The following is an 18,697-nucleotide window of genomic DNA, read 5'->3' on the forward strand; positions in this document are numbered from 1 at the left end:
TCTGCGAGGATGAGGGGGCGCATGCTCAGTGCCCGCCCTTCGGCTTGGCATCGGCCTCGCCGTGGCCGCCGGATTTGTCACCGGATTTGCCCGCCGGCTTCTCGCCCGGGGCGCTGGCGACATTGACGCCGACGCCGGAGCGCATATCCGTCTTGTCGATATAGTTGAGCGAATCCACGAGTACCTCGCGGATCACCTCACCCTTGAGATAGGTGTTGGTGCTCGTCTTGATGCGGCCGAGCATCTCGGGAAGATTATACTTGGTGATCTTGCCGCTCTCGATGCGGCCGTTCACATAGATCTCGCTGAAGGCGGCATTCACCGCGAAGACGGTGGGCTCCAGGGGGAGCCTGCGCAGTTCGGCGGCATCGGCGGTGATGACGAACTTCGCCAGCACGTAGCCCTGCAATTTGCCGTCCACGATCATGGGCACCGTGACGGCGGGCAGGCGGCGATATTCGAGGCCGGCGAGATAGGGCTCCTCGCTCTTGCGCGGCGTGCCCGCCGCATACCAGGCCGCCGCATAGCTGGAGCCGAGCCCCACGAGGCAGGCCCACACGCCGATGATGACGAAGCGGATCATGCCCCGGCCCCCGCGCGCGCCGCATGGGCGGAATGCGCCGAATAGGTGCCGTCCGATTCCGCCTCGGCGAGCGCCCGGTCGAGGATGGCGCCCACCTCGCGCGCGGCGGCGATGCGCAGGGCGATGACATAGAGGTTGCGATCGAGCTTCGCCTTCAGCCGCGCGAGCCGCGCGGCCGTGGCGGCATCGAGCCGGTCCGGCAGCCCGCGCATGACGCGGCTCAGTTCCAGCAAGGCGCGGCTCTTGCGCCGGTTGATCTCCACGAGGTCAAGGGCGCCGCGCGCCTCGAACGCGGCATTCTCCAGATCGATAATCTCTTCCAGCCGGTCGAGGGCGCTGATGAGGGTGGCGACCGCAGGGGGCCGGCTCGGCGCGTCGAGATCCAAGCTCATGCCGCGCCTCCCTTCGCCCGCGCGAAGACGGCCGACGACGTGCCGAGGCGCGCGGCGAGGCCGATGCCGCCAGCGCGGGCCGCCTCCTCGCCCACCTTCTGGGTGAGCAGCGACTTCCACGTGTCGCCGGCGGTGCCGGAGCCGAACATGGAGGATTTCGAGGTCGCGCCCTTCGCCGGCATCATGGTGTCGAGGAACTGGGAGAGCACCATGGCCTCGAACTTCTGGAGCGAGGCCGCCCCCGGGGTAGCGGCGTTCGGCGTGCCGGCCAGCGGCGCGGCGCCGGTGCCGCCGCCCGCATGGTGGGGGCCGAGGGCATGGGCGTTCTTCAGCCCCGTGAGGCTGGCGCCGGAAAAGGCGACGCCGGGCGGGATCAGCGCCGCGGCGGCGGCCGCGGCATCCTTGTCTCCGCGCGCAGCCAGTTTTTCAGTCCGCGCGGTGGCCTTCGCCTCGGCCACCGTATCCAGCTCGGTGCGGAAGGCGCCGTCGGGCGCGGGGGTGAGGGCCTGAAGCTTGCCCATCACCTGCCGTGCGCGGGCGGCGTCTGCGGCCTGCATCACGTCGAAGACGAGGTCGGACGGCGGGGAGATGCCCATGGCGCGGATTCCATCGAAAACGGTTCGGAAGCCACCCTGCCCCGCCATGCTTATGCGAGGCTTGCACGCCCGCTGGAGATGAGGCTCGCCTCGGCGATGGCGTCGGTGGCCGCGCGCTCATCCTCGGCGCGGGCGAGGCGGCCGGTCGCCTCCGCATGGCGCTCGGCGCGCTTCAGGGTGAAGCTTTCCGCCTTCACCTGATCGGCGGCCGTCGCCTCGGCGGCAAGGGCCTGCTGGCGGGCGAGGGCGACCCGCTCCAGCCGGCGCGCCACGTTCTCCAGCATCAAAGGCGCGAAATGCCCGTCATCGAGGGCGGCAAGAAGGTCCGCCGTCTCGCCGTCGAGCCGCACGCCCTCCCGCACCGCGTCCGCATGGCGGGTCTCGGCGGCGCGCTTCAACTGCCGCTGGACGGCGACGAGGCGCTCGGCCTTCCTGTGGCGCGCCTTCTCCATGCTCAGCCCACCCTCAGCCATTGCGAGAAGGCGACGAGGAAGGCCGAGAGCAGCGGCTCCACGCTCACGTAGAGCAGAAGCAACCCGCCCGCCGTGACGAAGGGTGTCGCCACGAAATAGACCGGCACCTGCGGCGTGAACTTGTTGATGAGGCCCACCGCGAAATTCACCATCACCGAATAGAGGATGAACGGGCCGCAGAGCCGCACCGCCACCAGGAACACCGCCGTCATCTGGTCCACGAGATCGACCAGCGCCGGCCGCACGGCGAGCAGGCTGCCCGGCGGCACGCGTGAAAAGCTGTCCACCAGCCCCTTCACCAGCTCCAGATGCAGGTCGGCGACGAAGATGAGGGCGGTGGCGGCGAAGACGATGAGGGTGGCGAGGATGGGCAATTGCTCGTCCTCCTCCACCGATACGCCCGGCATGGGCGAGACCCCAACCGCCTGGGCGATGAAGCTGGTGGCGAACTGCAGCCCCGTCACATAGAGCCGCGCCAGAAGCCCGATGAGGAGGCCGGTGAGAAGCTCGCCGGCAATCATGAAGACGAAATCTCCCGAACCCGCCGTCCGCACCCGCGGCGCCACCTGGTCCAGCACCAGCGGCAGGAAAGCGAAGGAGAGGGAGAGCGCCAGGAACACCTTGACGCGCATGGGAATGTGCCGGCCGCCGATGCCCGGCATCAGCATCAGCGCGCCGCCCACCCGGCAGAAGACGAGGAAGGCGGCGAGCACCGCCTCGCGCGCGAGCAGGCTCACGGCGCCGGAGGTCACGAGATGGCGCCCAGCGCCTTGATCTCCACCCCGCGCGCGATCTCCACATGGGAGAGCACGGGCAGCGAGGGGAACATGCGCTCCACGATCATCCGCACATAGGGCCGCGCATCCGGCGCGGTGACGAGCACGAAGGGCGCGCCCGCCTTCATGCGCTCGCGCACGGCGGTCGCCGCTTCCGTGCCGAACTGCTCCACGAGGCGCGGGTCGATGTCGAACTCGATCACCTCGCCCTTGGCGTCGCGCTTGAGGCTCTGGTGGAAGGCGAGGTCCCAGCGGCTGCCGAGGCGCAGCACGTTCAAGACGCCGCCCTCGGCGAGATCGCCGCAGATCTGCTGCGCCATGCGCATGCGCACATGCTCGGCCACCTGCTCGGAGCGCCGCGCGTGGGGGACGATCTCCGCGACCGCCTCCAGGATGAGATGCAGGTTGCGGATGGAGACGCGCTCCGCCAGCAACAGCTTCAGCACCGCCTGCAGGCCGGAATAGGAAATCTGCGCCGGGCAGATGTCCTCCACGAGGCGCTTGTATTCGGGGTCGAGCCGGTCGATCAGCGCCCGCATGCTCTTGTAGGACAAGAGTTGCGGCAGGTTGTTGGCGATGGCCTCGGAGAGGTGGGTCAGGATGACGGTGAGATTGTCCACCGGCGCGAAGCCCTCGCGCTTCACCTCGGTGGCGTAGGCCTCCGGAATCCACATGGCCTTCATGCCGAACGCCGGCTCGCGCGCCTCGTCGCCCGGCACGTCCGGCGGCGCGCCGTCGCCCACCACCACGAGCAGTTCGCCGATGCGCATCTCCTGCGCCGCCAAGACCGTGCCGTGCATCTTGATCTGGTAGCCCTTGGCCGGCGCGGCGAGGCTCTCCGACATGCGGATGTCCGGCACCACGAAGCCGTAGCGCAGGGCGAACTTGCGCCGCATCTTGCCGAGCCGGTTGCCGAGCTCGGAGGGCGTGCGCAGCACCTGCGTCGCCAGTTGCTTGCCGACGCACACCTCGATCTCGGCGGTCTTCAGCTGCTCCTTGACGGACTCCCGCGCCTCGCGGTCCGCCAGCTGCTTCGCATCGGCCTCGCGCGCGTCGGCATCCGCCTTCTGTTTGGCGAGCTGGCGCGGCACCGACCAGCCGACGAAGGCCATCATGCCGCCGATGAGCGCGAAGGGCAGGAACGGCAGGCCGGGCACCAGCGCGAGGGCGAAGAGCAGGCCGGCCGCCACGAACAGCGCCCGCGGATAGGCGCCGAGCTGGCCCAGTACCGCCTTTTCCGCCCGCCCCCGCGTGCCGCCCTTGGAGACGAGCAGGCCGGCGGAGAGGGAGACGACGAGGGCCGGGATCTGCGACACGAGGCCGTCGCCCACGGAGAGGCGGGTGAAGATGTCGGCGGCGTCGGCGATGGGCATCTTGTGCCGCGTGACGCCGATGATGATGCCGCCGAAAATGTTCACCGCGATAATGATGAGGCTCGCCACCGCCTCGCCGCGCACGAATTTGGAGGCGCCGTCCATCGAGCCGAAGAAGGCGCTCTCCTCCTCCAGCTCGGCGCGGCGGCGCTGCGCCTCCTTGTCGTCGATGAGGCCGGCGTTGAGATCGGCGTCGATGGCCATCTGCTTGCCGGGGATGGCATCGAGCGTGAAGCGCGCGCCCACCTCCGCGATGCGGGTCGCGCCCTTGGTGATGACCAGGAAGTTCACCGTCACCAGGATCAGGAACACCACGATGCCGATGACGAAATCGCCGCTCATGACGAGCTGCGAGAAGCCGTGGATGATGTGCCCGGCCGCGCTCACCCCCTCGGAGCCGTGGGCGAGGATGAGGCGCGTCGTCGCCACGCCGAGGCCGAGGCGCAGCAGCGTCGCGATGAGGAGGACGGTGGGAAAGGCGGAGAATTCCAGCGGCTTGTCGATCCACAGCGCCACCATCAGGATCAGCACCGAGAGCGCGATGGAGAGCGCGAGGCCGATGTCGATGAGCGTGGGCGGGATGGGCAGGAACAGGATGGCGAGAATCGCCACCATGCCCAGGGCGAAGCCGATGTCGCGGCGCGAGCCCTGCGCTGCCGGCGCGCGCGCCGTGATGTCGGACATGCGTCAGGCTCCTCGAAAAGGCGGTGTCAGAAGCCGCTGGAGATGCGACCGTAGATTTCCTCGGTGAAGGCCATGATCTGGGCCCCCATGAAGGAACCCGTCACCGCCGCCACCACCAGCACCGCGACGATCTTCGGCACGAAGGTGAGGGTCACTTCCTGGATCTGCGTCAGCGCCTGGAACAGGGCGACGAGGATGCCGATGAGCATGGCCGCGGCCACCGCCGGTCCGGCGGCGACGAGGATGGTCCAGATGGCCGAATGGACGATGCCGAGCGCATCCGCCTCGTTCATCGTCAGCTCACCGTCACGCCGGGGCCGATGAGCAAACTCTTGCCGTTCGAGAGCTGCGCCAGCGGCCCGTCGCTGGTGATCTCCACCGAGGTGACCTTGCCGCTGATGCTGCCGTCGGCGGAGGTCACGGTATGGCCGAGCGCGAGGTTGGCGGTCTGCAAGGCACTGGCGGCCAGCAGCGATTCCAGCTTGGAATTGCTCGCCACCTGCTGCTCGACTTGAGAGAACGAAGCGAGCTGCGACATGTAGGCGGTGGAATCCATGGGCTGGGTCGGATCCTGGTTCTGCAGCTGCGCCACCAGGAGCTGGAGGAAGGCGTTGTAGTCGATGCTGTTCGCCTTGCCGGCCGAGGCCGTCTTGCCGTTTGCGGCGGCGCCGGCCGCCGGGGCGACGCTCTGGACCTGGGTCATGCTGCTGTCTCCTTCCTCACGCCGCGTCCTGCCGCCCTTCTCACCCGCGAGGATTGCGCGAGGCCGACTTCGCGAAATCCCTCATGCGGCGCGGTGCGGCTGGGTGCAGGCGAGAACCACCTCTTCCTGCGGGAACATGCCCCGGAGCGCCTTCAGCGCCTCGAAGGCCCGGCCCTCGCTGACGAGCCGGCCCACCGCGTCGAGGTTCAACAGGATCGCGGGGTTGGAGAAGGTGGTCATCAGCGCGGCCAGATGGCGGAAGAACAGCCGGCGGGCGGCATCCGCATTGGCCGGGTCCACCAGCAGCGACTGCGCGACGAAGTAGAGCTGGCGCAGCGGCGTGGTGGTGTCTTCCGGCTGCATGACGTGGCTTTCCAGCAGGAAGGTCGCGTCATTGAGCAACTCCAGCGTCACCTTGCGGTCCGCCTGAAAGACCGCGCCGTTCAGGAACAGCTTTTCGCCAGCCTTGAGGGAGATGTGCATGGATTTCGTCATTTCAGGCCATCCCGGATCGCAGTATTGATATCAATGAGCAGGCCGATGCTGCCTCCGGTGCCGGAGATCAGCCGGTCGCATTCCTGGATCACGCCGAGGCCGAGGGAGGCGAGGGACGCGCGCAGCTCGCGCGGCAGCTCGTTGTTCGCGTCGGCGAGGTCGGCGATGAAGAAGCCCCAGAGCTTCTGGAGATAGGCCACCGCCGCCATCACTTCGCGCGAGCCCGGCTCCGCATTCGCGGCGAGCGTGAGCAGCTCCACCGCCTTGTCGAGGGCGAGGCGTTCACGCTCGCGGTTGAGCGTCGCGGATTCGTCGAGGATTTCCGCGTAGGAAAAACGATACATCACGCACCCTCATGTCAGATGTAGTTCAGGATGCTCAGCTGCATCACCTTGGCGGTGGTCGCGTAGGACATCTGCAACTGGGTCGTCAGGGTGTCGAGGCGGGTCTTCGCCTCGGCGGGATCGACCCCTTCGAGGACGTTGATCCTCCGGTCGACGAGATCGGACACCCGGGCGAGGGCCTCGTCCGCCGCATCGACGCGGGTCTGGGACACCCCAAGCTGCGCGGACAGCGAAACCACCCCGCTCACGGCCGAGCCGGCGACGGTCGCGGCCTTGTCCAGCATCACCTTGCGGGTGGCCTCGGAGAGGTTCGCCGTGCCCAGCTCCGACACCATGGTGAATGCCATGGCAAGGTTGCGCATGGCTGTCGTGTTGGCGGTGGTGGTGACGGGCACGCGCGCGGTGTCGGAAATCTGGCTGGTCAGCGCCTCGTCCGACGCGCTGGACCAGGTGGCGCCCCAGGCGGGATCGGCGAACAGGTCCGCGAACGCGCCGTCGAGAAAGGACGACATATCGGCGGCCGAGATGTCCGCCACCTTCGGGTCCGCCTGCGGGTTCGCGGGATCGAGGCCGAAGGCGCTGGCGAAGGCCGCATCCACCGCCGCCTTGGGGCCGGTCGCGTAATCCGCCATCGGGGGCTCGGCGCTGTTGATGCCGGCGAACAGATAGCGCTGCCCGTCGGTGGCGTTCAGGTGCGCGGTGAAGGCCTCGAGCGCCGATTTCGCCTGATCCGCGAGGATGGCGCCGGATGAATTGCCCGCCTGCCCGGCAAGGATGTCCTTCAGGAACTGGTTGGCATCGTCCGAGATCTGCGAGAGCGCCACCTGGCTGTTGCCGAGGACGCTCGCGGCCAGCGCATTGCCCTGCTTCTGCGACAGGATCGCGCCGCGCGCCAGATGCAGCGCCACGCTCTCCCCCGTGGCGACGCCCAGCGTGAGGCCCAAGTCCGCCTGCCGCCCGGTGGCGATCTCGGTGGTGGCCTTCGAGATGTCCGATTGCAGCTTCGGCAGCGCCGCGCGGGACGGGGAGGTCCAGGCGAGGGTGGAGATGTAGGTGCTGCGCATGGCTTAGCCGATCATCCGGAAGAGGCTGTCGTAGAGCTGGTTCACCACGCCCATGAGCTTGGAGGTGGCCTGATATCCGCGCTCCAGTTCGAGCTGGCTGGCGTATTCGTCGTCGAGGTTCACGCCGGTGGCAGCGGAGAGCGCGTTGGAGGCCTGCGCCAGCACGGTCTTTTCGGAATCGAGCCGCGTGTCCGCCGCCTTGCGCGCGCCTTGCAGCCAGCTCACCGAGGCGGTGCCGAAGGAGACGAGGCTCTGGTTGTCGGAGAGCTGCGCCGCCCCGTCATAGGCGCGCGGGGCGTCGAGCGCGGCGGAGAGCGCCTTCAGCCGTCCGGCGAAGCTCGCCGCGCCGGTGGTGTTGGCGGCGAAGGCCGCGCCGTTCATTCCGCCGTCGCGCAGCAGGCGGATATCGCCACCCTGCGCCACATCCACCGCCGCGTTCACCGCCAGCGTCCCGGCAAGGCCGGGCGACACGGCGCCGGGCACGGCGGCGCTGCCGGACGCCGGCACGAACAGGCCGGCGCGGGTGTTGCCCGCGCCGTCGGTCTCCTGGAAGGCGTCGGTGAGGCCGCGCGCGAGTTCATCCAGCTGCGTCTGGTAGGTGGAGGCGGCTTCGTCGCGCAATTGGGTGAGGCCGGCGATGCGGCCGGTGCGCACCGGCATGGTGGCATCGCGTCCCGTCACCGACACACCGTCCACGAACACGCTGCCACCCTGCGTCTTGGCATCGAGCGTATGGGACGGGGTGAAGCCAACGGAGCGGGCGGTGGTCTCGAACAGGGTCGCGCCACCCTCGGTGTAGATGACGATATCGTTGTTGGCCCGCGTCACCGTGGAGATGCCGATCTCCTCGGAGAGTTTGGCGAGGATGGAATCCCGCCGGTCCAGCGCATCGGTCATGTCGGCGCCGGCGGCGGAGCCCTTCACGATGGCGCTGTTCTCCGCCTCGAACTGGTGGAGCAGGTCGTTGACGTTGGCGACCGAGTTGGCGATCGCCGCATCCGCATCGGTGCGCACCTGCTGCACGGTGTCGGTTGCCGTGTTGAGGGTGGCAGCGACATCCTGCGCCGCCGTCACCGCCGCCTGGGCGAGGGTCATGTCGTCCGGCGTGTCGGCGGCGCGGGCCAGCGCATCCTTCAGCGTGCCGAGGCGGGCGACGGGGGAGGTCGGGTCCTGCGGGTCGCCCACCGTCTGGGCGAGGCGGCCGAGGCCATCGGCGAGGGCCTGCTGCGCGGCGCTGTCGGAGGTGGCGCCGAGCATCCGGTCGAACAGGGCGCTGCCGGTGGCGCGGGTGATGGAGACCACCCGCACCGATCCGTCCGCCGCCGTGGTGGTGACGGCGATCTTGCGCGAGGCCGAGGCCTCGCCCGCCCCCGCCACGTTGCGGCTGGACAAAGCGATCTTCGCCGCATTGGCGGTGAGCGAGGATTGCGCCGTGTTGAAGGCGAGGGAAAGGCTCATGATGCACCCGTGCGCGCGGCGGCGCCGTCAGATCAGCGCTTCAGGTTCATCAGCACGTCGAGCAGCTCGGTGCCGGTCTGGAACACCTTGGAATTGGCGGTGTAGTCGCGCTGCGCCACGATCATGCGGGTCAGCTCGGAGGCCATGTCCACGTTGGACTGCTCGGTGGCGCCCGACAGCAGCGTGCCGGCCCCGCCCTCGTTGGGAAAGCCGACCTGGATGGCGCCGGATTCCAGCGTGGTGCTGTAGGCGTTGCCGGTGAGCGGCTCCAGCCGGTCGGGGCTTGCCACCGTGGCCAGCGGGATGCGGTAGATGGCGGATTTCCGGCCATTGGCATCGGTGGCGTAGACCGTGCCGTCCTTGGCGATGGAGAAGTCGGAAATGGCGCTCGGGGCATTGCCGTTCACGCTGGCGGTAAACGGCGTGTAGGGCGCCGCCAGCTGCGACATGCCGGAGAGATCGAGGGTCAGCGTCGCCCCGTTCGGCACAGCCAACGAGATGCTGTCGCCGGAAGCGAGCTTGCCGCTGGCGTCGAAGGTCAGGGTCTGGGTGGACAGCGGGCCGGAGGCATAGGGGAAGGTGCCGGTGGCGGGCGCGCCCGCCTGGTCATAGACCGCGAGCTGCCACGTATCCGGGTTCGCCGCCGTCTTGGTGAGATAGAGATCCAGCGTCACCGCATTGCCGAGATTGTCGTAGGCCACCAGCGAGGACTTCTCGGTGAAGCTCGCGCCCGCCACATTGGCGCCGGCGACGGGGGCGGTGGCGACCGGGGCATTGGACGGCAGGTTCGCCGCAAACGTGCCCTCGGTGGAGGGCGTCGCCGCGAGCTTGGTGTTCTGCAGATTGATGGGCACGAGGCCGGCCGTGCCGTTCAGCACCACGCTGGGATCACCCTTGGAGACGTCGTAGCCCATCAGGGTGAGGCCGGCGCTGTTCACGAGGTTGCCGGTGCTCGCGTCCACCTGGAACGAGCCGGCGCGGGTCAGCTGGGTCTGCCCCGACGGGTCGTTGACGAGGAAGAAGCCCCCGCCCTGAATGGCGAGATCGGTGGAGGAGGAGGTGTAGTCCAGCGCCCCCTGCTGGGTGATGGCATAGCGCACATCCGTGTTGACCGAGCCGGACTGATATTCCGTGCCGCCGGTCTCCAGCAGCAGGGAGGAGAATTCCGTGTCGGCGCGCTTGTAGCCCGTGGTGCCGGCATTGGCGATGTTGTCGGAGACCGTGCCGAGCAGGTTGGATTGCGCGGTCATCCCCGACACGCTGGTGCGCAGCATTCCGTAAAGGCTCATGGCTTCGTCCTCGTCGCGGTCTGGATATGGGGCGCGCCGCCCGCCCGGGGGGCGGAGCCTGCGCCAGTGTCTTCGCCGCATCTGAGGGCGGATGGCTTGCGCGGGGCTGGAGTCAGCCGCTCAGGCCTTCAGTGCGGCGGCGAGGTCGGAGAAGGCGGCGAGGCTGGGCGGGGCGCCGGGGTCCTGCCGCAGGGCGTCGTAGATGCGCGGCACGATGGCGACCGCCTGGTCCAGCTCGCCGTCGGCACCGGGCTGGTAACCGCCCATGAGGCGCAGGTCGCTTGTGTCCTCGAAGCGGGCGATCATGGCCTTGAGCCGCCGCACCAGATCGCGCTCCGGCTCGCTCCACACCTCCCCCGCGAGGCGCGAGATGGAGCCGAGCAAATTGACGGCCGGAAAGCGCCCCTGATCGGCGATGGCGCGGTCGAGCACGATGTGTCCGTCGAGGGTGCCGCGGATGGCGTCGGCGACGGGATCGTTGTGGTCGTCGCCATCCACCAGCACGGAGAAGATGCCGGTGATGGTCCCCTCCCCTTCCAGGCCCGGACCGGCCCGTTCCAGCAGCTTCGGCAGCGTGGAGAAAACGCTCGGCGCATAGCCCCGCGCCACCGCCGGCTCGCCCGCCGCCAGCGCCACGTCGCGGGCCGCATGCGCGTAACGGGTGACGGAATCGACGATGAGCAGCACGCTCTCGCCGGCATCCCGGAAATACTCGGCCACCGCCAGCGCCGCCTGCGGGGCGAGGCGGCGCATCATGGGGCTCTGGTCGGAGGTGGAGACGATGACCACCGCGCGGTCGCGGCTGGCGGCGAGCGGGCCTTCGAGGAACTCGCGCACCTCGCGCCCGCGCTCGCCCACCAGCGCCACCACCACCGTGTCGAATCCGGCCGACCGGGCGAACATGGAGAGCAGCGTGGACTTGCCCACGCCCGAACCGGCGAAGATGCCGATGCGCTGGCCCTCGCAGAGGGGCGTGAAGATATCCACCGCGCGCACGCCGGTGACGAGGGGCCGGTGCACCCGCCCGCGCGCCATGGCGGGCGGCGGCTCGGCGTCGAGCGGCATGCGGCGCGGGCCGTGGGCGAGGGGTTCCGCGCGGTCGAGGGGACGGCCGAGGGCGTCGATCACGCGGCCCTTCCAGGAGCGGTCGGGACTGAGCGCGAGGGGGCCGATGCGGAAGGCCGGCGTGCCGATGCCCACCGCCACCCGCTCGTCGAACGGCTTCACCACCGCGCCCGCGCCATCGATGCGCACCACCTCGCCGATGCTGGTGCCGGAGGCCTGCTCAAAGCCCACGCGCTCGCCCAAAGTGACGAAGCTGGAGAGGCCGGAGACCCGCAGATGGGTCGGCGCCACCTCGCGAACGATGCCGCCCACGCGGACGAGGGGATTGTCCTCCAGCCCGCTTTCGACGGCCTGGCGCAGGCGCTGGAGCGCGTTGGTCGGCGGCGCGGTCATCCCGGACCAAGCTCGCGGATGGTCTGTGAGGTGGCATCCTCGGTCTGCGACACGGCGGAGGCGGCCATCTCGAAGGCGCGCTGCAAGGCGATGAGGCGCGTCATCTCGGTGACGGCATCCACGTTCGCGCCTTCCACAAAGCCCTGCCGCACCACGTTGCGGGTGTAGTCCTGCACCAGCGCGCCGGGCTTGTCCGGCACCACCAGCGCACCGTCGCGGCGGGTGAGCTTGGCGTCGTCCGGGATCAGGTACAGGCCGACGCGGCCGATGGGGCGGCGGTTCTGGGAGATGGAGCCATCGGTGCCGATGCGCACCGTGCCGCCGGTGGGATCGATGACCACCGGCGCACCGGATGCATCGAGGATGGGACGGCCGGAGAGGGTGCGCAACTCGCCCTCCGGGCTCATGCTCATGCGCCCGTCGCGGGTATAGGCGGTGGTCGCGCCGTCGCGTACCGCGAACCAGCCCTGGCCCTCCACCGCAATGTCCAGCGGGTTGCCGGTGGGGTTGATGGGGCCGGACTTGCGCGAGGTGTAGGTCTCGCCCGTGGAGGTAAACGACACGTCCTGCCCGCCCGCCTTGGAGACCAACGACTCGAACCGCACCTCTTCCGCGCGGTAGCCGGCGGTGTTCAGGTTGGCGACATTGTTGGCGATGGTGGCGAGGCGCTTGTCGGCGGCGAATTGCGCCGAGAGCGAGACGTAGAGACCCGAGCCCATCTCAGCCTCCGTATTTCAGGTTGAGGATGGAGAATGAGGCCGCGCTGGAGGTGCGGGCCGAGAACAGGTCCAGCACCGGCGTCGCGCTCATGGTCTGCGCCACGTCCCATTTCGCGCTGAAGCGGCGCAGCAGCGCGTCGAGCTTCGCCGGCTCCTTGAGATCCGCGATGTTCATCTGGGCCTTCACCGCCTTGGCCTGCTTCTCGATGGGCGCGGCCGCCATGGCATCGGGGAAGTCGAAGATGGTCTTCGTGACCTTCCACAGCGCGGGATCGGCGAGCAGGCCATAGACCGATTTCACAGTGGGCGCCTGGCGCTGGAAGTAGAGCGCGAGCTGCACGCCCTCGTTGCTGGTGCCTTGGTCCACCTCCAGCGCCTGGCGCACATAGCGGTCCACCACCTTCTGCCCGGCGTCGGGCAAGCGGGTGGCGGCGGCGCCGAGGCCCTGGAAATCGAAGACCTTCGCGAAAGCCTTGAAGCGGTCGTCGTTGAGCTTGTTGGCGAAGCTCTTGGGATCGGTGACGCCTTCCTTCAGCACCTTGCGCATGTAGCCCTTGGCATAGGCCATGTCCTCCAGGCCGAACGCCTTCATGGCATAGGTGAAGAGCCGGGTATCCTTGAGGAAACCCTCGATGCCCGTCACCTTGCCGATATGCTTGAGATAGTAGGCGGATTCGAGCGCCACCGGCTTCTCGGCCGCCTTGGCGGACAAGGAGCGCGTCATGTCGCGCGTCAGCTGGCGGTAGGTGAGGAGCGTGCTGTCCATATCGGCATCCGCGGGGAGCAGGGGCGCGCGGCGGCCCGCCGACGCGCCCCCATCTCGCCCGCGCTGCCTTGCGCCAGCCTTGCGGGCGCAAGGGCTTCAATCTGTGGGGATTTTTCTGGGGGATTTGTCCCGGATCAGCCCAGCGCGGACCGGAAGACGTCATCTCTGACACCCCCCGGTCCGGCCACCCCGTGCCGGTCAGGGCTTGGCACGGGATATCGAAGGCTTCGCATCGGCCGAACGTGCAACCAGAAAGGCCTGCGAGCCAAGACGCGAGTTGTGTAGCACGCACAACCCATGGATGGCAGAAGAATCCGCTCCATTTTGGCGATGATTATGGAGTGAAACCGGGCACATTGCCAAGCTCGACACAGCACAGCCTCGCACAATCCTCGCCCCCTACCACCGGACACCGGACAGAACGGGGGAAGCCGTGGCCGTCATCATCGGAATTATATTGGGGTTGGCCGCTACCTTTGGTGGCTTCATGGCCATGGGCGGACACCCGGAAGTGGTGTGGCAGCCGTTTGAATATGTCATCATCGGCGGCATCGCCTTTTCCACCTTCATCATCGCCAACCCGCTGTCCGTCATCAAGGACACGGGCTCGGGCATCATGCAGGCGTTGAAGGGCACGGCGCCGAAGCGCAAGGATTTCCTCGCTTTGCTGAGCCTGCTCTACGCGCTGATGCGGGACATGCGGCAGAAGCCACGCAACGAGATCGAGGCGCATATCGACGATCCGGCCAGTTCGCCGCTGTTCGGCCATTTCCCGAGCCTGCTCAAGGACAAGGAACTGACGCAGTACATCTGCGACTACGCCCGCCTCATCCTCATCGGCAACGCCAAGTCGCACGAGATCGAGGCGCTGATGGAGCAGGAGATCTCCACCATCAAGAAGCACAAGACCAAGGCGGCCGGAGCCCTCGGCACGGTGGCGGAGGCGCTGCCGGCGCTGGGCATCTGCGCGGCGGTGCTCGGCATCGTCAAGGCCATGGGCGCCATCGACCAGTCGCCGGAAATCCTCGGCCACTACATCGCCTCGGCGCTCATTGGCACCTTCGTCGGCATCTATGCGTCCTACGCCATCGTCTCGCCCCTCGCCGCCAAGGTGAAGAGCACGCGCGAGAAGCAGTGCCAGCCCTTCATCATCACCAAGCAGACGCTCATCGCCTTCATGAACGGCGCGCTGCCACCCATCGCGCTGGAGCATGGCCGCAAGACCATCTCGGCCGGCGAGCGCCCGACCATCGACGAGGTGGAGAGCGAGGCCATCCAGGCCGCGCCCTCCTCCAGCGGCGCCGTGCAGCAGGCGGCCTGAGCCATGAACGCCAAGTCCGCCGCCAAATCCGCATCCAAGCACCACGACATCCGCGACATGCTGCTCGATGCCGCCGGCCTCTCGCTGGACCGGCTGCCCATGCTGCATGTGCTGTTCGACCGCATGGCCACCTTCTGCGCCGACGGGCTGCGGCAGGTCGCCGCCTCGCAGGCCTATTACTCGCTCTCCAGCGTGGAGAGCGGGCGCATCGGCGACGTGCTGGAAGCCTACGAGGGCATGGCCATCGCCGGCATCTTCAACGCGCCGTCCTGGGACAGCCAGCTCATCGTCGGCTTTGACCGCGACTTCATCTTCACCATGATCGAGGTGCTGTTCGGCGCCGACGGCTCGGAGCCGCCGGTGGAGGACGAGCGCTCCTTCTCCAACATCGAGGGGCGGGTGGCGCAGCTCCTGTTCGAGCAGATGACGAAGGCGCTGAAAGCCGCCTTCGCCCTGGTCAGCGACACCACCTTCCAGTTCGAGCGGCAGGAAACCCGCATGGACTTCGCCGTCATCGGCCGGCGCAACAATCTGGCGGTGACCGCGAAATTCCTGCTGCAGGCGCTGAACCGCGGCGGCGAGATGTTCGTCACCATCCCCCAGTCGGCCCTCACCCCGCTGCGCCGCGCGCTCTCCAGCACCAGCCAGGCGGAGACCGGCGGGCGCGACCCGAAATGGGCGCAGAAGATCCGCGACGAGGTGAACCGCACCGAGGTGGAGCTGCGCGCCGTGCTCGACGAGCACGAGGTGACGCTCGGCGACATCGCCGCCCTCAAGGTGGGCCAGATCCTCAAGCTCGCCGCCACCCCGGCGAGCCGGGTGAAGCTGGAGAGCGCCGCCCAGCCGCTGTTCTGGTGCCACCTCGGCCAGTCCGACGGCGGCTACGTGGTGCGCCTCGACGAGCAGATCAACCAGCATCAGGACTTTCTCGATGACATCCTTCCCCGCTGATCTCCTCCTGCTCGCGGCGCTGGTCGTCACCACCGCCGCCGTCGCTTTGCTCAACCGCCGGCTCAAGGCGGTGGACCGGCTGAACGCCGATTACGGGCGGGCGCTGGCGGAAGCCTCCGCCGCCCTCGTCTGCGCCCGCGACGCGCTCGACACCTTCGGCCGCGACGGCCGCGAGGTGCTGGTGATGCTCGCCGGCCGCATCGACACCGCCCACGACCTCATCGCCGAGATCGACGCGCGGCGCGCCCCCGAACTCAGCGACCGCTGAATCGTTTCTCGCACTTCCGGATCAAAGCCATGGCCGCTCCCGACATCGAAACCATGACCCCCTCCAGCGCCCTCGACGAGGCGCTGCTCGCCAAGGGGGGCGAGACGCTCGGCTCCGGCGCGGGGCTTGAGACCGTCAAGCGCATCCCGGTGCTGCTGCAGGTGGTGCTCGGCTCCGCCTCCATGCCGGTGTCGAGCCTGCTGAAGCTCAATCGCGGCACCGTGGTGCCCCTCGATCATCGCGTCGGCGAGCCGGTGGACGTGGTGGTGAACGGCCGCGTCATCGCCCGTGGCGAGGTGATGGTGGTGGAGGACGACAATTCCCGCTTCGGCGTCTCCCTCACCGAGATCGTCGGCCCCAACGACGCCGACGCCGGCTGAGGCGGCCATGGCGGCTGCGAGCGCGGCGAAGCCGCGTCCCCTCCAGGGCATCGACCGCGTGGCGGCGCTGCTGATGGCCATGGGCGCGCCCACGGCCAACCGGGTGATGAAGCATTTCGAGGCGGACGAGATCCGCCTCATCACGCGCTCCATCGCGGCGCTGAAGCCGGTCACCACCGCGCAGATCGAGACCCTCGTCGAGGACTTCGCCAGCAATTTCGCCGGCGGGGCGAACCTCGTGGGCACGGTCGCCGACGTGGAGCGGCTGCTGCAGGGCGTGCTGCCGGCCGAGCAGATCGCCGACATCATGAACGACATCATGGGCGCGGCGAACCAGTCCATCTGGGATCGCATCTCCACCGTCAACGAGAACGTGCTCGCGGCCTACGTCGCGAAGGAGCACCCGCAGACCGCCGCGCTGATGCTCTCCAAGGTGAAGCCCGCCTGCGCCGCCAAGGTGCTGAGCTTCATTCCCGAGGAGAAGCGCAACGGCATCCTGCGCCGCATGCTCACCTTCAAGCCCATCGTGGACGCCACCATGCAGGTCATCGAGCGGCAGGTGCACGAGGACTTCATGATGAACTTCTCGCGCAACGCCGGCGCCGACCCGCACGCGCGCATGGCCGACATCATCAACAAGATGGACCGCGACGCCATGGAGACGGTGCTCGCGAGCCTCGCCAACACGCGCCCGAAATCGGCGGAGATCCTGAAGGGCCTGCTCTTCACCTTCGACGACATCGTGAAGCTGACGCCCCGCGCCCGCACATCGCTGTTCGACCAGGTGCCCACCGACAAGCTGGTGCTGGCGCTGAAGGGCACCGATCCCGACTTCCGCGAGATCATCCTGCAATCGCTCGGCGCCCGCGTGCGCCGCATGGTGGAGCAGGAGATGGCCGGCAGCGAGCCGGCGCCCGCCAAGGATGTCATGGAGGCGCGCCGCACCGTCACCGACCTCGCCCTCGACATGGCCGGGCGCGGCGAGATCGAGATCGCCTCCGGCACGGAGGAGGACGCCTATGTGCGCTGAGACCCGCGCCCCTCTGCCCGGCCTTTTGAGCCCGCCGCACCGGGGGCGCCATGTCTGAGGAACAGGACAAGGAGAGCAAGACAGAAGAGGCGAGCGAGAAGAAGATTTCCGACGCCGTGGAGAAGGGCAACGTGCCCTTCTCGCGGGAGGCGACGCTGTTCGCCTCGCTCGTCGGCATCCTCGCCATCCTCGCCTTCTTCGTCGCGGCGCCGACAAAGCTCCTCACCGCCGACCTCTCCCGCCTCATCGACGATCCGGCGGGCTTTCCCATCGCCACCGGCAACGATGCGGTCTCCATCCTGTGGGGCGCGCTGGCGGGGGCCGGGCGCTTCCTGATGCCCATGGTCATCGTGCTGATGCTCGCCGGCCTCGTCGCCTCGGGCTTTCAGAACGTGCCCTCGCTGGTGGCGGAGCGCATCCGTCCGCAATGGTCGCGGGTGTCGCCATCCGCCGGCTTCAAGCGCATCTTCGGCACGCAGGGGCAGATCGAGTTCGGCAAGGCGCTCTTCAAGCTGTTCGCCATCGGCATCGTCGCGGCGCTCGTGCTCTATGCCCAGGAGCGCGAGATGGTGGATGCCATGTTCACCGATCCGCTCCGCCTGCCGAGCCTGCTCCTCGCCCTCGCCATGCGGCTGGTGGCGACGGTGTGCGTCGTTACCATCGGGCTGGTGGCCGCCGACATCGTGTGGTCGCGGGTGAGCTGGAAGACCAATCTGCGCATGACGAAGCAGGAGGTGAAGGACGAGTTCAAGCAGGCCGAGGGCGACCCCATGGTCAAGGCGCGCATCCGCGCCGTGGCCCGCGAGCGGGCGCGCCAGCGCATGATGAACGCCGTGCCCAAGGCCACCGTCGTCATCGCCAACCCGACCCATTACGCCGTCGCCTTGCAATACGACCGGCAGACCGGCGGCGCGCCGCTGGTGGTGGCCAAGGGCGTGGACCTCATCGCCCTCAAGATCCGCGAGATCGCCGAACGCCACGGCGTGCCCGTGATCGAGGACCGCCCGCTCGCCCGCGCCCTGTTCGCGGCGGTGGAGGTGGACCAGTGGATTCCGCAGGATTTCTATCGGCCGGTGGCGAAAATACTGCACTACATCTATGCGAGGCCGGGCCATGGCGCGAAATGAATTCCTCCGCCTCCAGCGCCTCGCCGGCCGCCCGAAGTTGGAGCGGCTCGCCTGCGAGCGGGTTTTGGCCGGCGCGCTGCGCGAGGTGATGACCGAACTGTTCTTCACCAATGCCGGCCTGCTCATGGCCTATATCCATGCCGGGCAGACCAACATCATCGACGACATCGTCGCCTCCTGCGCCGAACGCTCCCTGAAGCCAGGCGCGCTGCGCTATGGCGGGCAGGCGCTGATCCAGGCCGACTGGGGCGTCGCCCCCACCGTCGCCATGGACATGGAGCTCGGCTGCGCCGACTGCTCGCTCTACTTCCGCATCATCTTCGACGCCGGCACCGTGGGCGTGGAGATGGACAGCATCCTCTACCACGAGGCGGAACCGGAGGCGGACGGGCTCCTCGAACACCTCACCGCCACGCTGGAGGGCGTGCGGCTGGGGGCGTGAGGGGG

General features: G+C 68.5%; 23 protein-coding genes. 7 read left to right on the forward strand and 16 right to left on the reverse strand.

The genetic code is table 11. The annotated features are described in order from the left end of the window. Positions 1-25 precede the first annotated feature (25 nt). From V5F63_RS22500 to V5F63_RS22575, 16 genes are all read right to left on the reverse strand, one after another. The gene (locus V5F63_RS22500; RefSeq protein WP_209485920.1) at positions 26-583 is read right to left on the reverse strand and encodes a hypothetical protein; all 558 of its coding nucleotides are present in this window, start codon (positions 581-583) and stop codon (positions 26-28) included. Beyond that, a complete protein-coding gene (locus V5F63_RS22505) occupies positions 580-975 on the reverse strand; it encodes a hypothetical protein (RefSeq protein WP_209485922.1) in 396 nt (131 codons plus the stop codon). The genes V5F63_RS22500 and V5F63_RS22505 overlap by 4 nt, the downstream gene beginning before the upstream one ends. Further along, positions 972-1,571, reverse strand: a complete 600-nt coding sequence (locus tag V5F63_RS22510; protein ID WP_209485924.1) for a rod-binding protein — start codon at positions 1,569-1,571, stop codon at positions 972-974. The genes V5F63_RS22505 and V5F63_RS22510 overlap by 4 nt, the downstream gene beginning before the upstream one ends. Positions 1,572-1,621: 50 nt before the next feature. Continuing rightward, entirely contained in the window at positions 1,622-2,023 is a 402-nt protein-coding gene (locus V5F63_RS22515) for a hypothetical protein (protein ID WP_209485926.1), read from the reverse strand. Between the two features lie 2 nt (positions 2,024-2,025). Then, positions 2,026-2,796 carry a flagellar biosynthetic protein FliR gene (locus tag V5F63_RS22520; RefSeq protein WP_394028902.1) on the reverse strand — a complete coding sequence of 257 codons (771 nt, stop codon included), beginning with the start codon at positions 2,794-2,796 and terminating at the stop codon, positions 2,026-2,028. Then, positions 2,793-4,877, reverse strand: a complete 2,085-nt coding sequence (flhA, locus tag V5F63_RS22525) for a flagellar biosynthesis protein FlhA (RefSeq protein WP_209485930.1) — start codon at positions 4,875-4,877, stop codon at positions 2,793-2,795. The genes V5F63_RS22520 and flhA overlap by 4 nt, the downstream gene beginning before the upstream one ends. Before the next feature lie 26 nt (positions 4,878-4,903). After that, a complete protein-coding gene (gene fliQ, locus V5F63_RS22530) occupies positions 4,904-5,170 on the reverse strand; it encodes a flagellar biosynthesis protein FliQ (protein WP_024276890.1) in 267 nt (88 codons plus the stop codon). Between the two features lie 2 nt (positions 5,171-5,172). Continuing rightward, positions 5,173-5,580, reverse strand: coding sequence for a flagellar hook assembly protein FlgD (gene flgD / locus V5F63_RS22535; RefSeq protein WP_209485932.1), 408 nt, complete (start codon positions 5,578-5,580; stop codon positions 5,173-5,175). Between the two features lie 81 nt (positions 5,581-5,661). Continuing rightward, positions 5,662-6,075: a flagellar biosynthesis repressor FlbT gene (gene flbT / locus V5F63_RS22540; RefSeq protein ID WP_245327258.1), complete on the reverse strand. Its 414-nt coding sequence runs from the start codon at positions 6,073-6,075 to the stop codon at positions 5,662-5,664. Beyond that, positions 6,072-6,419, reverse strand: a complete 348-nt coding sequence (flaF, locus tag V5F63_RS22545; protein WP_394101034.1) for a flagellar biosynthesis regulator FlaF — start codon at positions 6,417-6,419, stop codon at positions 6,072-6,074. The genes flbT and flaF overlap by 4 nt, the downstream gene beginning before the upstream one ends. 14 nt (positions 6,420-6,433) lie before the next feature. Further along, positions 6,434-7,483, reverse strand: a complete 1,050-nt coding sequence (locus V5F63_RS22550; protein ID WP_394101033.1) for a flagellar hook-associated family protein — start codon at positions 7,481-7,483, stop codon at positions 6,434-6,436. Between the two features lie 3 nt (positions 7,484-7,486). Next, positions 7,487-8,941 (reverse strand): flagellar hook-associated protein FlgK, encoded by a 1,455-nt coding sequence (flgK, locus tag V5F63_RS22555; protein WP_394028905.1) that lies wholly within the window; start codon positions 8,939-8,941, stop codon positions 7,487-7,489. 32 nt (positions 8,942-8,973) lie between these two features. Next, positions 8,974-10,230: a flagellar hook protein FlgE gene (locus tag V5F63_RS22560; RefSeq protein WP_209485939.1), complete on the reverse strand. Its 1,257-nt coding sequence runs from the start codon at positions 10,228-10,230 to the stop codon at positions 8,974-8,976. Positions 10,231-10,350: 120 nt separating this feature from the next. Then, positions 10,351-11,688, reverse strand: coding sequence for a flagellar protein export ATPase FliI (gene fliI / locus V5F63_RS22565; protein ID WP_394101032.1), 1,338 nt, complete (start codon positions 11,686-11,688; stop codon positions 10,351-10,353). Beyond that, positions 11,685-12,407, reverse strand: coding sequence for a flagellar basal-body rod protein FlgF (gene flgF, locus V5F63_RS22570; RefSeq protein ID WP_394028906.1), 723 nt, complete (start codon positions 12,405-12,407; stop codon positions 11,685-11,687). Before flgF ends, fliI begins: the two co-directional genes overlap by 4 nt. Before the next feature lies 1 nt (position 12,408). Next, positions 12,409-13,173, reverse strand: a complete 765-nt coding sequence (locus V5F63_RS22575) for a DUF1217 domain-containing protein (protein WP_209485950.1) — start codon at positions 13,171-13,173, stop codon at positions 12,409-12,411. 433 nt (positions 13,174-13,606) lie between these two features. Between V5F63_RS22575 and motA the strand changes: the two genes are divergently transcribed. From motA to V5F63_RS22610, 7 genes are read left to right on the forward strand one after another with little or no spacing between them, the layout of a single operon-like run. Further along, the gene (gene motA / locus V5F63_RS22580; RefSeq protein WP_209485952.1) at positions 13,607-14,494 is read left to right on the forward strand and encodes a flagellar motor stator protein MotA; all 888 of its coding nucleotides are present in this window, start codon (positions 13,607-13,609) and stop codon (positions 14,492-14,494) included. A 3-nt stretch (positions 14,495-14,497) separates the two neighbouring features. Then, the gene (locus tag V5F63_RS22585; RefSeq protein ID WP_209485954.1) at positions 14,498-15,445 is read left to right on the forward strand and encodes a flagellar motor switch protein FliM; all 948 of its coding nucleotides are present in this window, start codon (positions 14,498-14,500) and stop codon (positions 15,443-15,445) included. Next, entirely contained in the window at positions 15,426-15,713 is a 288-nt protein-coding gene (locus V5F63_RS22590) for a hypothetical protein (protein ID WP_209485956.1), read from the forward strand. The genes V5F63_RS22585 and V5F63_RS22590 overlap by 20 nt, the downstream gene beginning before the upstream one ends. Positions 15,714-15,766: 53 nt before the next feature. Next, positions 15,767-16,093, forward strand: coding sequence for a flagellar motor switch protein FliN (fliN, locus tag V5F63_RS22595; protein ID WP_209490001.1), 327 nt, complete (start codon positions 15,767-15,769; stop codon positions 16,091-16,093). 7 nt (positions 16,094-16,100) lie between these two features. Continuing rightward, positions 16,101-17,123: a flagellar motor switch protein FliG gene (locus V5F63_RS22600; RefSeq protein WP_209485957.1), complete on the forward strand. Its 1,023-nt coding sequence runs from the start codon at positions 16,101-16,103 to the stop codon at positions 17,121-17,123. A 50-nt stretch (positions 17,124-17,173) separates the two neighbouring features. Next, entirely contained in the window at positions 17,174-18,250 is a 1,077-nt protein-coding gene (flhB, locus tag V5F63_RS22605; RefSeq protein WP_394101031.1) for a flagellar biosynthesis protein FlhB, read from the forward strand. Next, entirely contained in the window at positions 18,237-18,692 is a 456-nt protein-coding gene (locus V5F63_RS22610) for a BspJ family T4SS effector nucleomodulin (RefSeq protein WP_209485962.1), read from the forward strand. The genes flhB and V5F63_RS22610 overlap by 14 nt, the downstream gene beginning before the upstream one ends. Positions 18,693-18,697 lie beyond the last annotated feature (5 nt).

It is taken from the genome of Xanthobacter wiegelii, assembly GCF_043193855.2.
Classification (GTDB): domain Bacteria; phylum Pseudomonadota; class Alphaproteobacteria; order Rhizobiales; family Xanthobacteraceae; genus Xanthobacter; species Xanthobacter flavus_A.

Excerpts from the sequence above, each read along its gene's own strand:
- V5F63_RS22500 (WP_209485920.1), bottom strand. The coding sequence starts at position 583 with ATGATCCGCTTCGTCATCATCGGCGTGTGGGCCTGCCTCGTGGGGCTC.
- V5F63_RS22505 (WP_209485922.1), bottom strand. The coding sequence starts at position 975 with ATGAGCTTGGATCTCGACGCGCCGAGCCGGCCCCCTGCGGTCGCCACC.
- V5F63_RS22510 (WP_209485924.1), bottom strand. The coding sequence starts at position 1,571 with ATGGGCATCTCCCCGCCGTCCGACCTCGTCTTCGACGTGATGCAGGCC.
- V5F63_RS22515 (WP_209485926.1), bottom strand. The coding sequence starts at position 2,023 with ATGGAGAAGGCGCGCCACAGGAAGGCCGAGCGCCTCGTCGCCGTCCAG.
- flhA (WP_209485930.1), bottom strand. The coding sequence starts at position 4,877 with ATGTCCGACATCACGGCGCGCGCGCCGGCAGCGCAGGGCTCGCGCCGC.
- fliQ (WP_024276890.1), bottom strand. The coding sequence starts at position 5,170 with ATGAACGAGGCGGATGCGCTCGGCATCGTCCATTCGGCCATCTGGACC.
- flgD (WP_209485932.1), bottom strand. The coding sequence starts at position 5,580 with ATGACCCAGGTCCAGAGCGTCGCCCCGGCGGCCGGCGCCGCCGCAAAC.
- flbT (WP_245327258.1), bottom strand. The coding sequence starts at position 6,075 with ATGACGAAATCCATGCACATCTCCCTCAAGGCTGGCGAAAAGCTGTTC.
- flaF (WP_394101034.1), bottom strand. The coding sequence starts at position 6,419 with ATGTATCGTTTTTCCTACGCGGAAATCCTCGACGAATCCGCGACGCTC.
- V5F63_RS22550 (WP_394101033.1), bottom strand. The coding sequence starts at position 7,483 with ATGCGCAGCACCTACATCTCCACCCTCGCCTGGACCTCCCCGTCCCGC.
- flgK (WP_394028905.1), bottom strand. The coding sequence starts at position 8,941 with ATGAGCCTTTCCCTCGCCTTCAACACGGCGCAATCCTCGCTCACCGCC.
- V5F63_RS22560 (WP_209485939.1), bottom strand. The coding sequence starts at position 10,230 with ATGAGCCTTTACGGAATGCTGCGCACCAGCGTGTCGGGGATGACCGCG.
- fliI (WP_394101032.1), bottom strand. The coding sequence starts at position 11,688 with ATGACCGCGCCGCCGACCAACGCGCTCCAGCGCCTGCGCCAGGCCGTC.
- flgF (WP_394028906.1), bottom strand. The coding sequence starts at position 12,407 with ATGGGCTCGGGTCTCTACGTCTCGCTCTCGGCGCAATTCGCCGCCGAC.
- V5F63_RS22575 (WP_209485950.1), bottom strand. The coding sequence starts at position 13,173 with ATGGACAGCACGCTCCTCACCTACCGCCAGCTGACGCGCGACATGACG.
- V5F63_RS22585 (WP_209485954.1), top strand. The coding sequence starts at position 14,498 with ATGAACGCCAAGTCCGCCGCCAAATCCGCATCCAAGCACCACGACATC.
- V5F63_RS22590 (WP_209485956.1), top strand. The coding sequence starts at position 15,426 with ATGACATCCTTCCCCGCTGATCTCCTCCTGCTCGCGGCGCTGGTCGTC.
- fliN (WP_209490001.1), top strand. The coding sequence starts at position 15,767 with ATGACCCCCTCCAGCGCCCTCGACGAGGCGCTGCTCGCCAAGGGGGGC.
- V5F63_RS22600 (WP_209485957.1), top strand. The coding sequence starts at position 16,101 with ATGGCGGCTGCGAGCGCGGCGAAGCCGCGTCCCCTCCAGGGCATCGAC.
- flhB (WP_394101031.1), top strand. The coding sequence starts at position 17,174 with ATGTCTGAGGAACAGGACAAGGAGAGCAAGACAGAAGAGGCGAGCGAG.
- V5F63_RS22610 (WP_209485962.1), top strand. The coding sequence starts at position 18,237 with ATGGCGCGAAATGAATTCCTCCGCCTCCAGCGCCTCGCCGGCCGCCCG.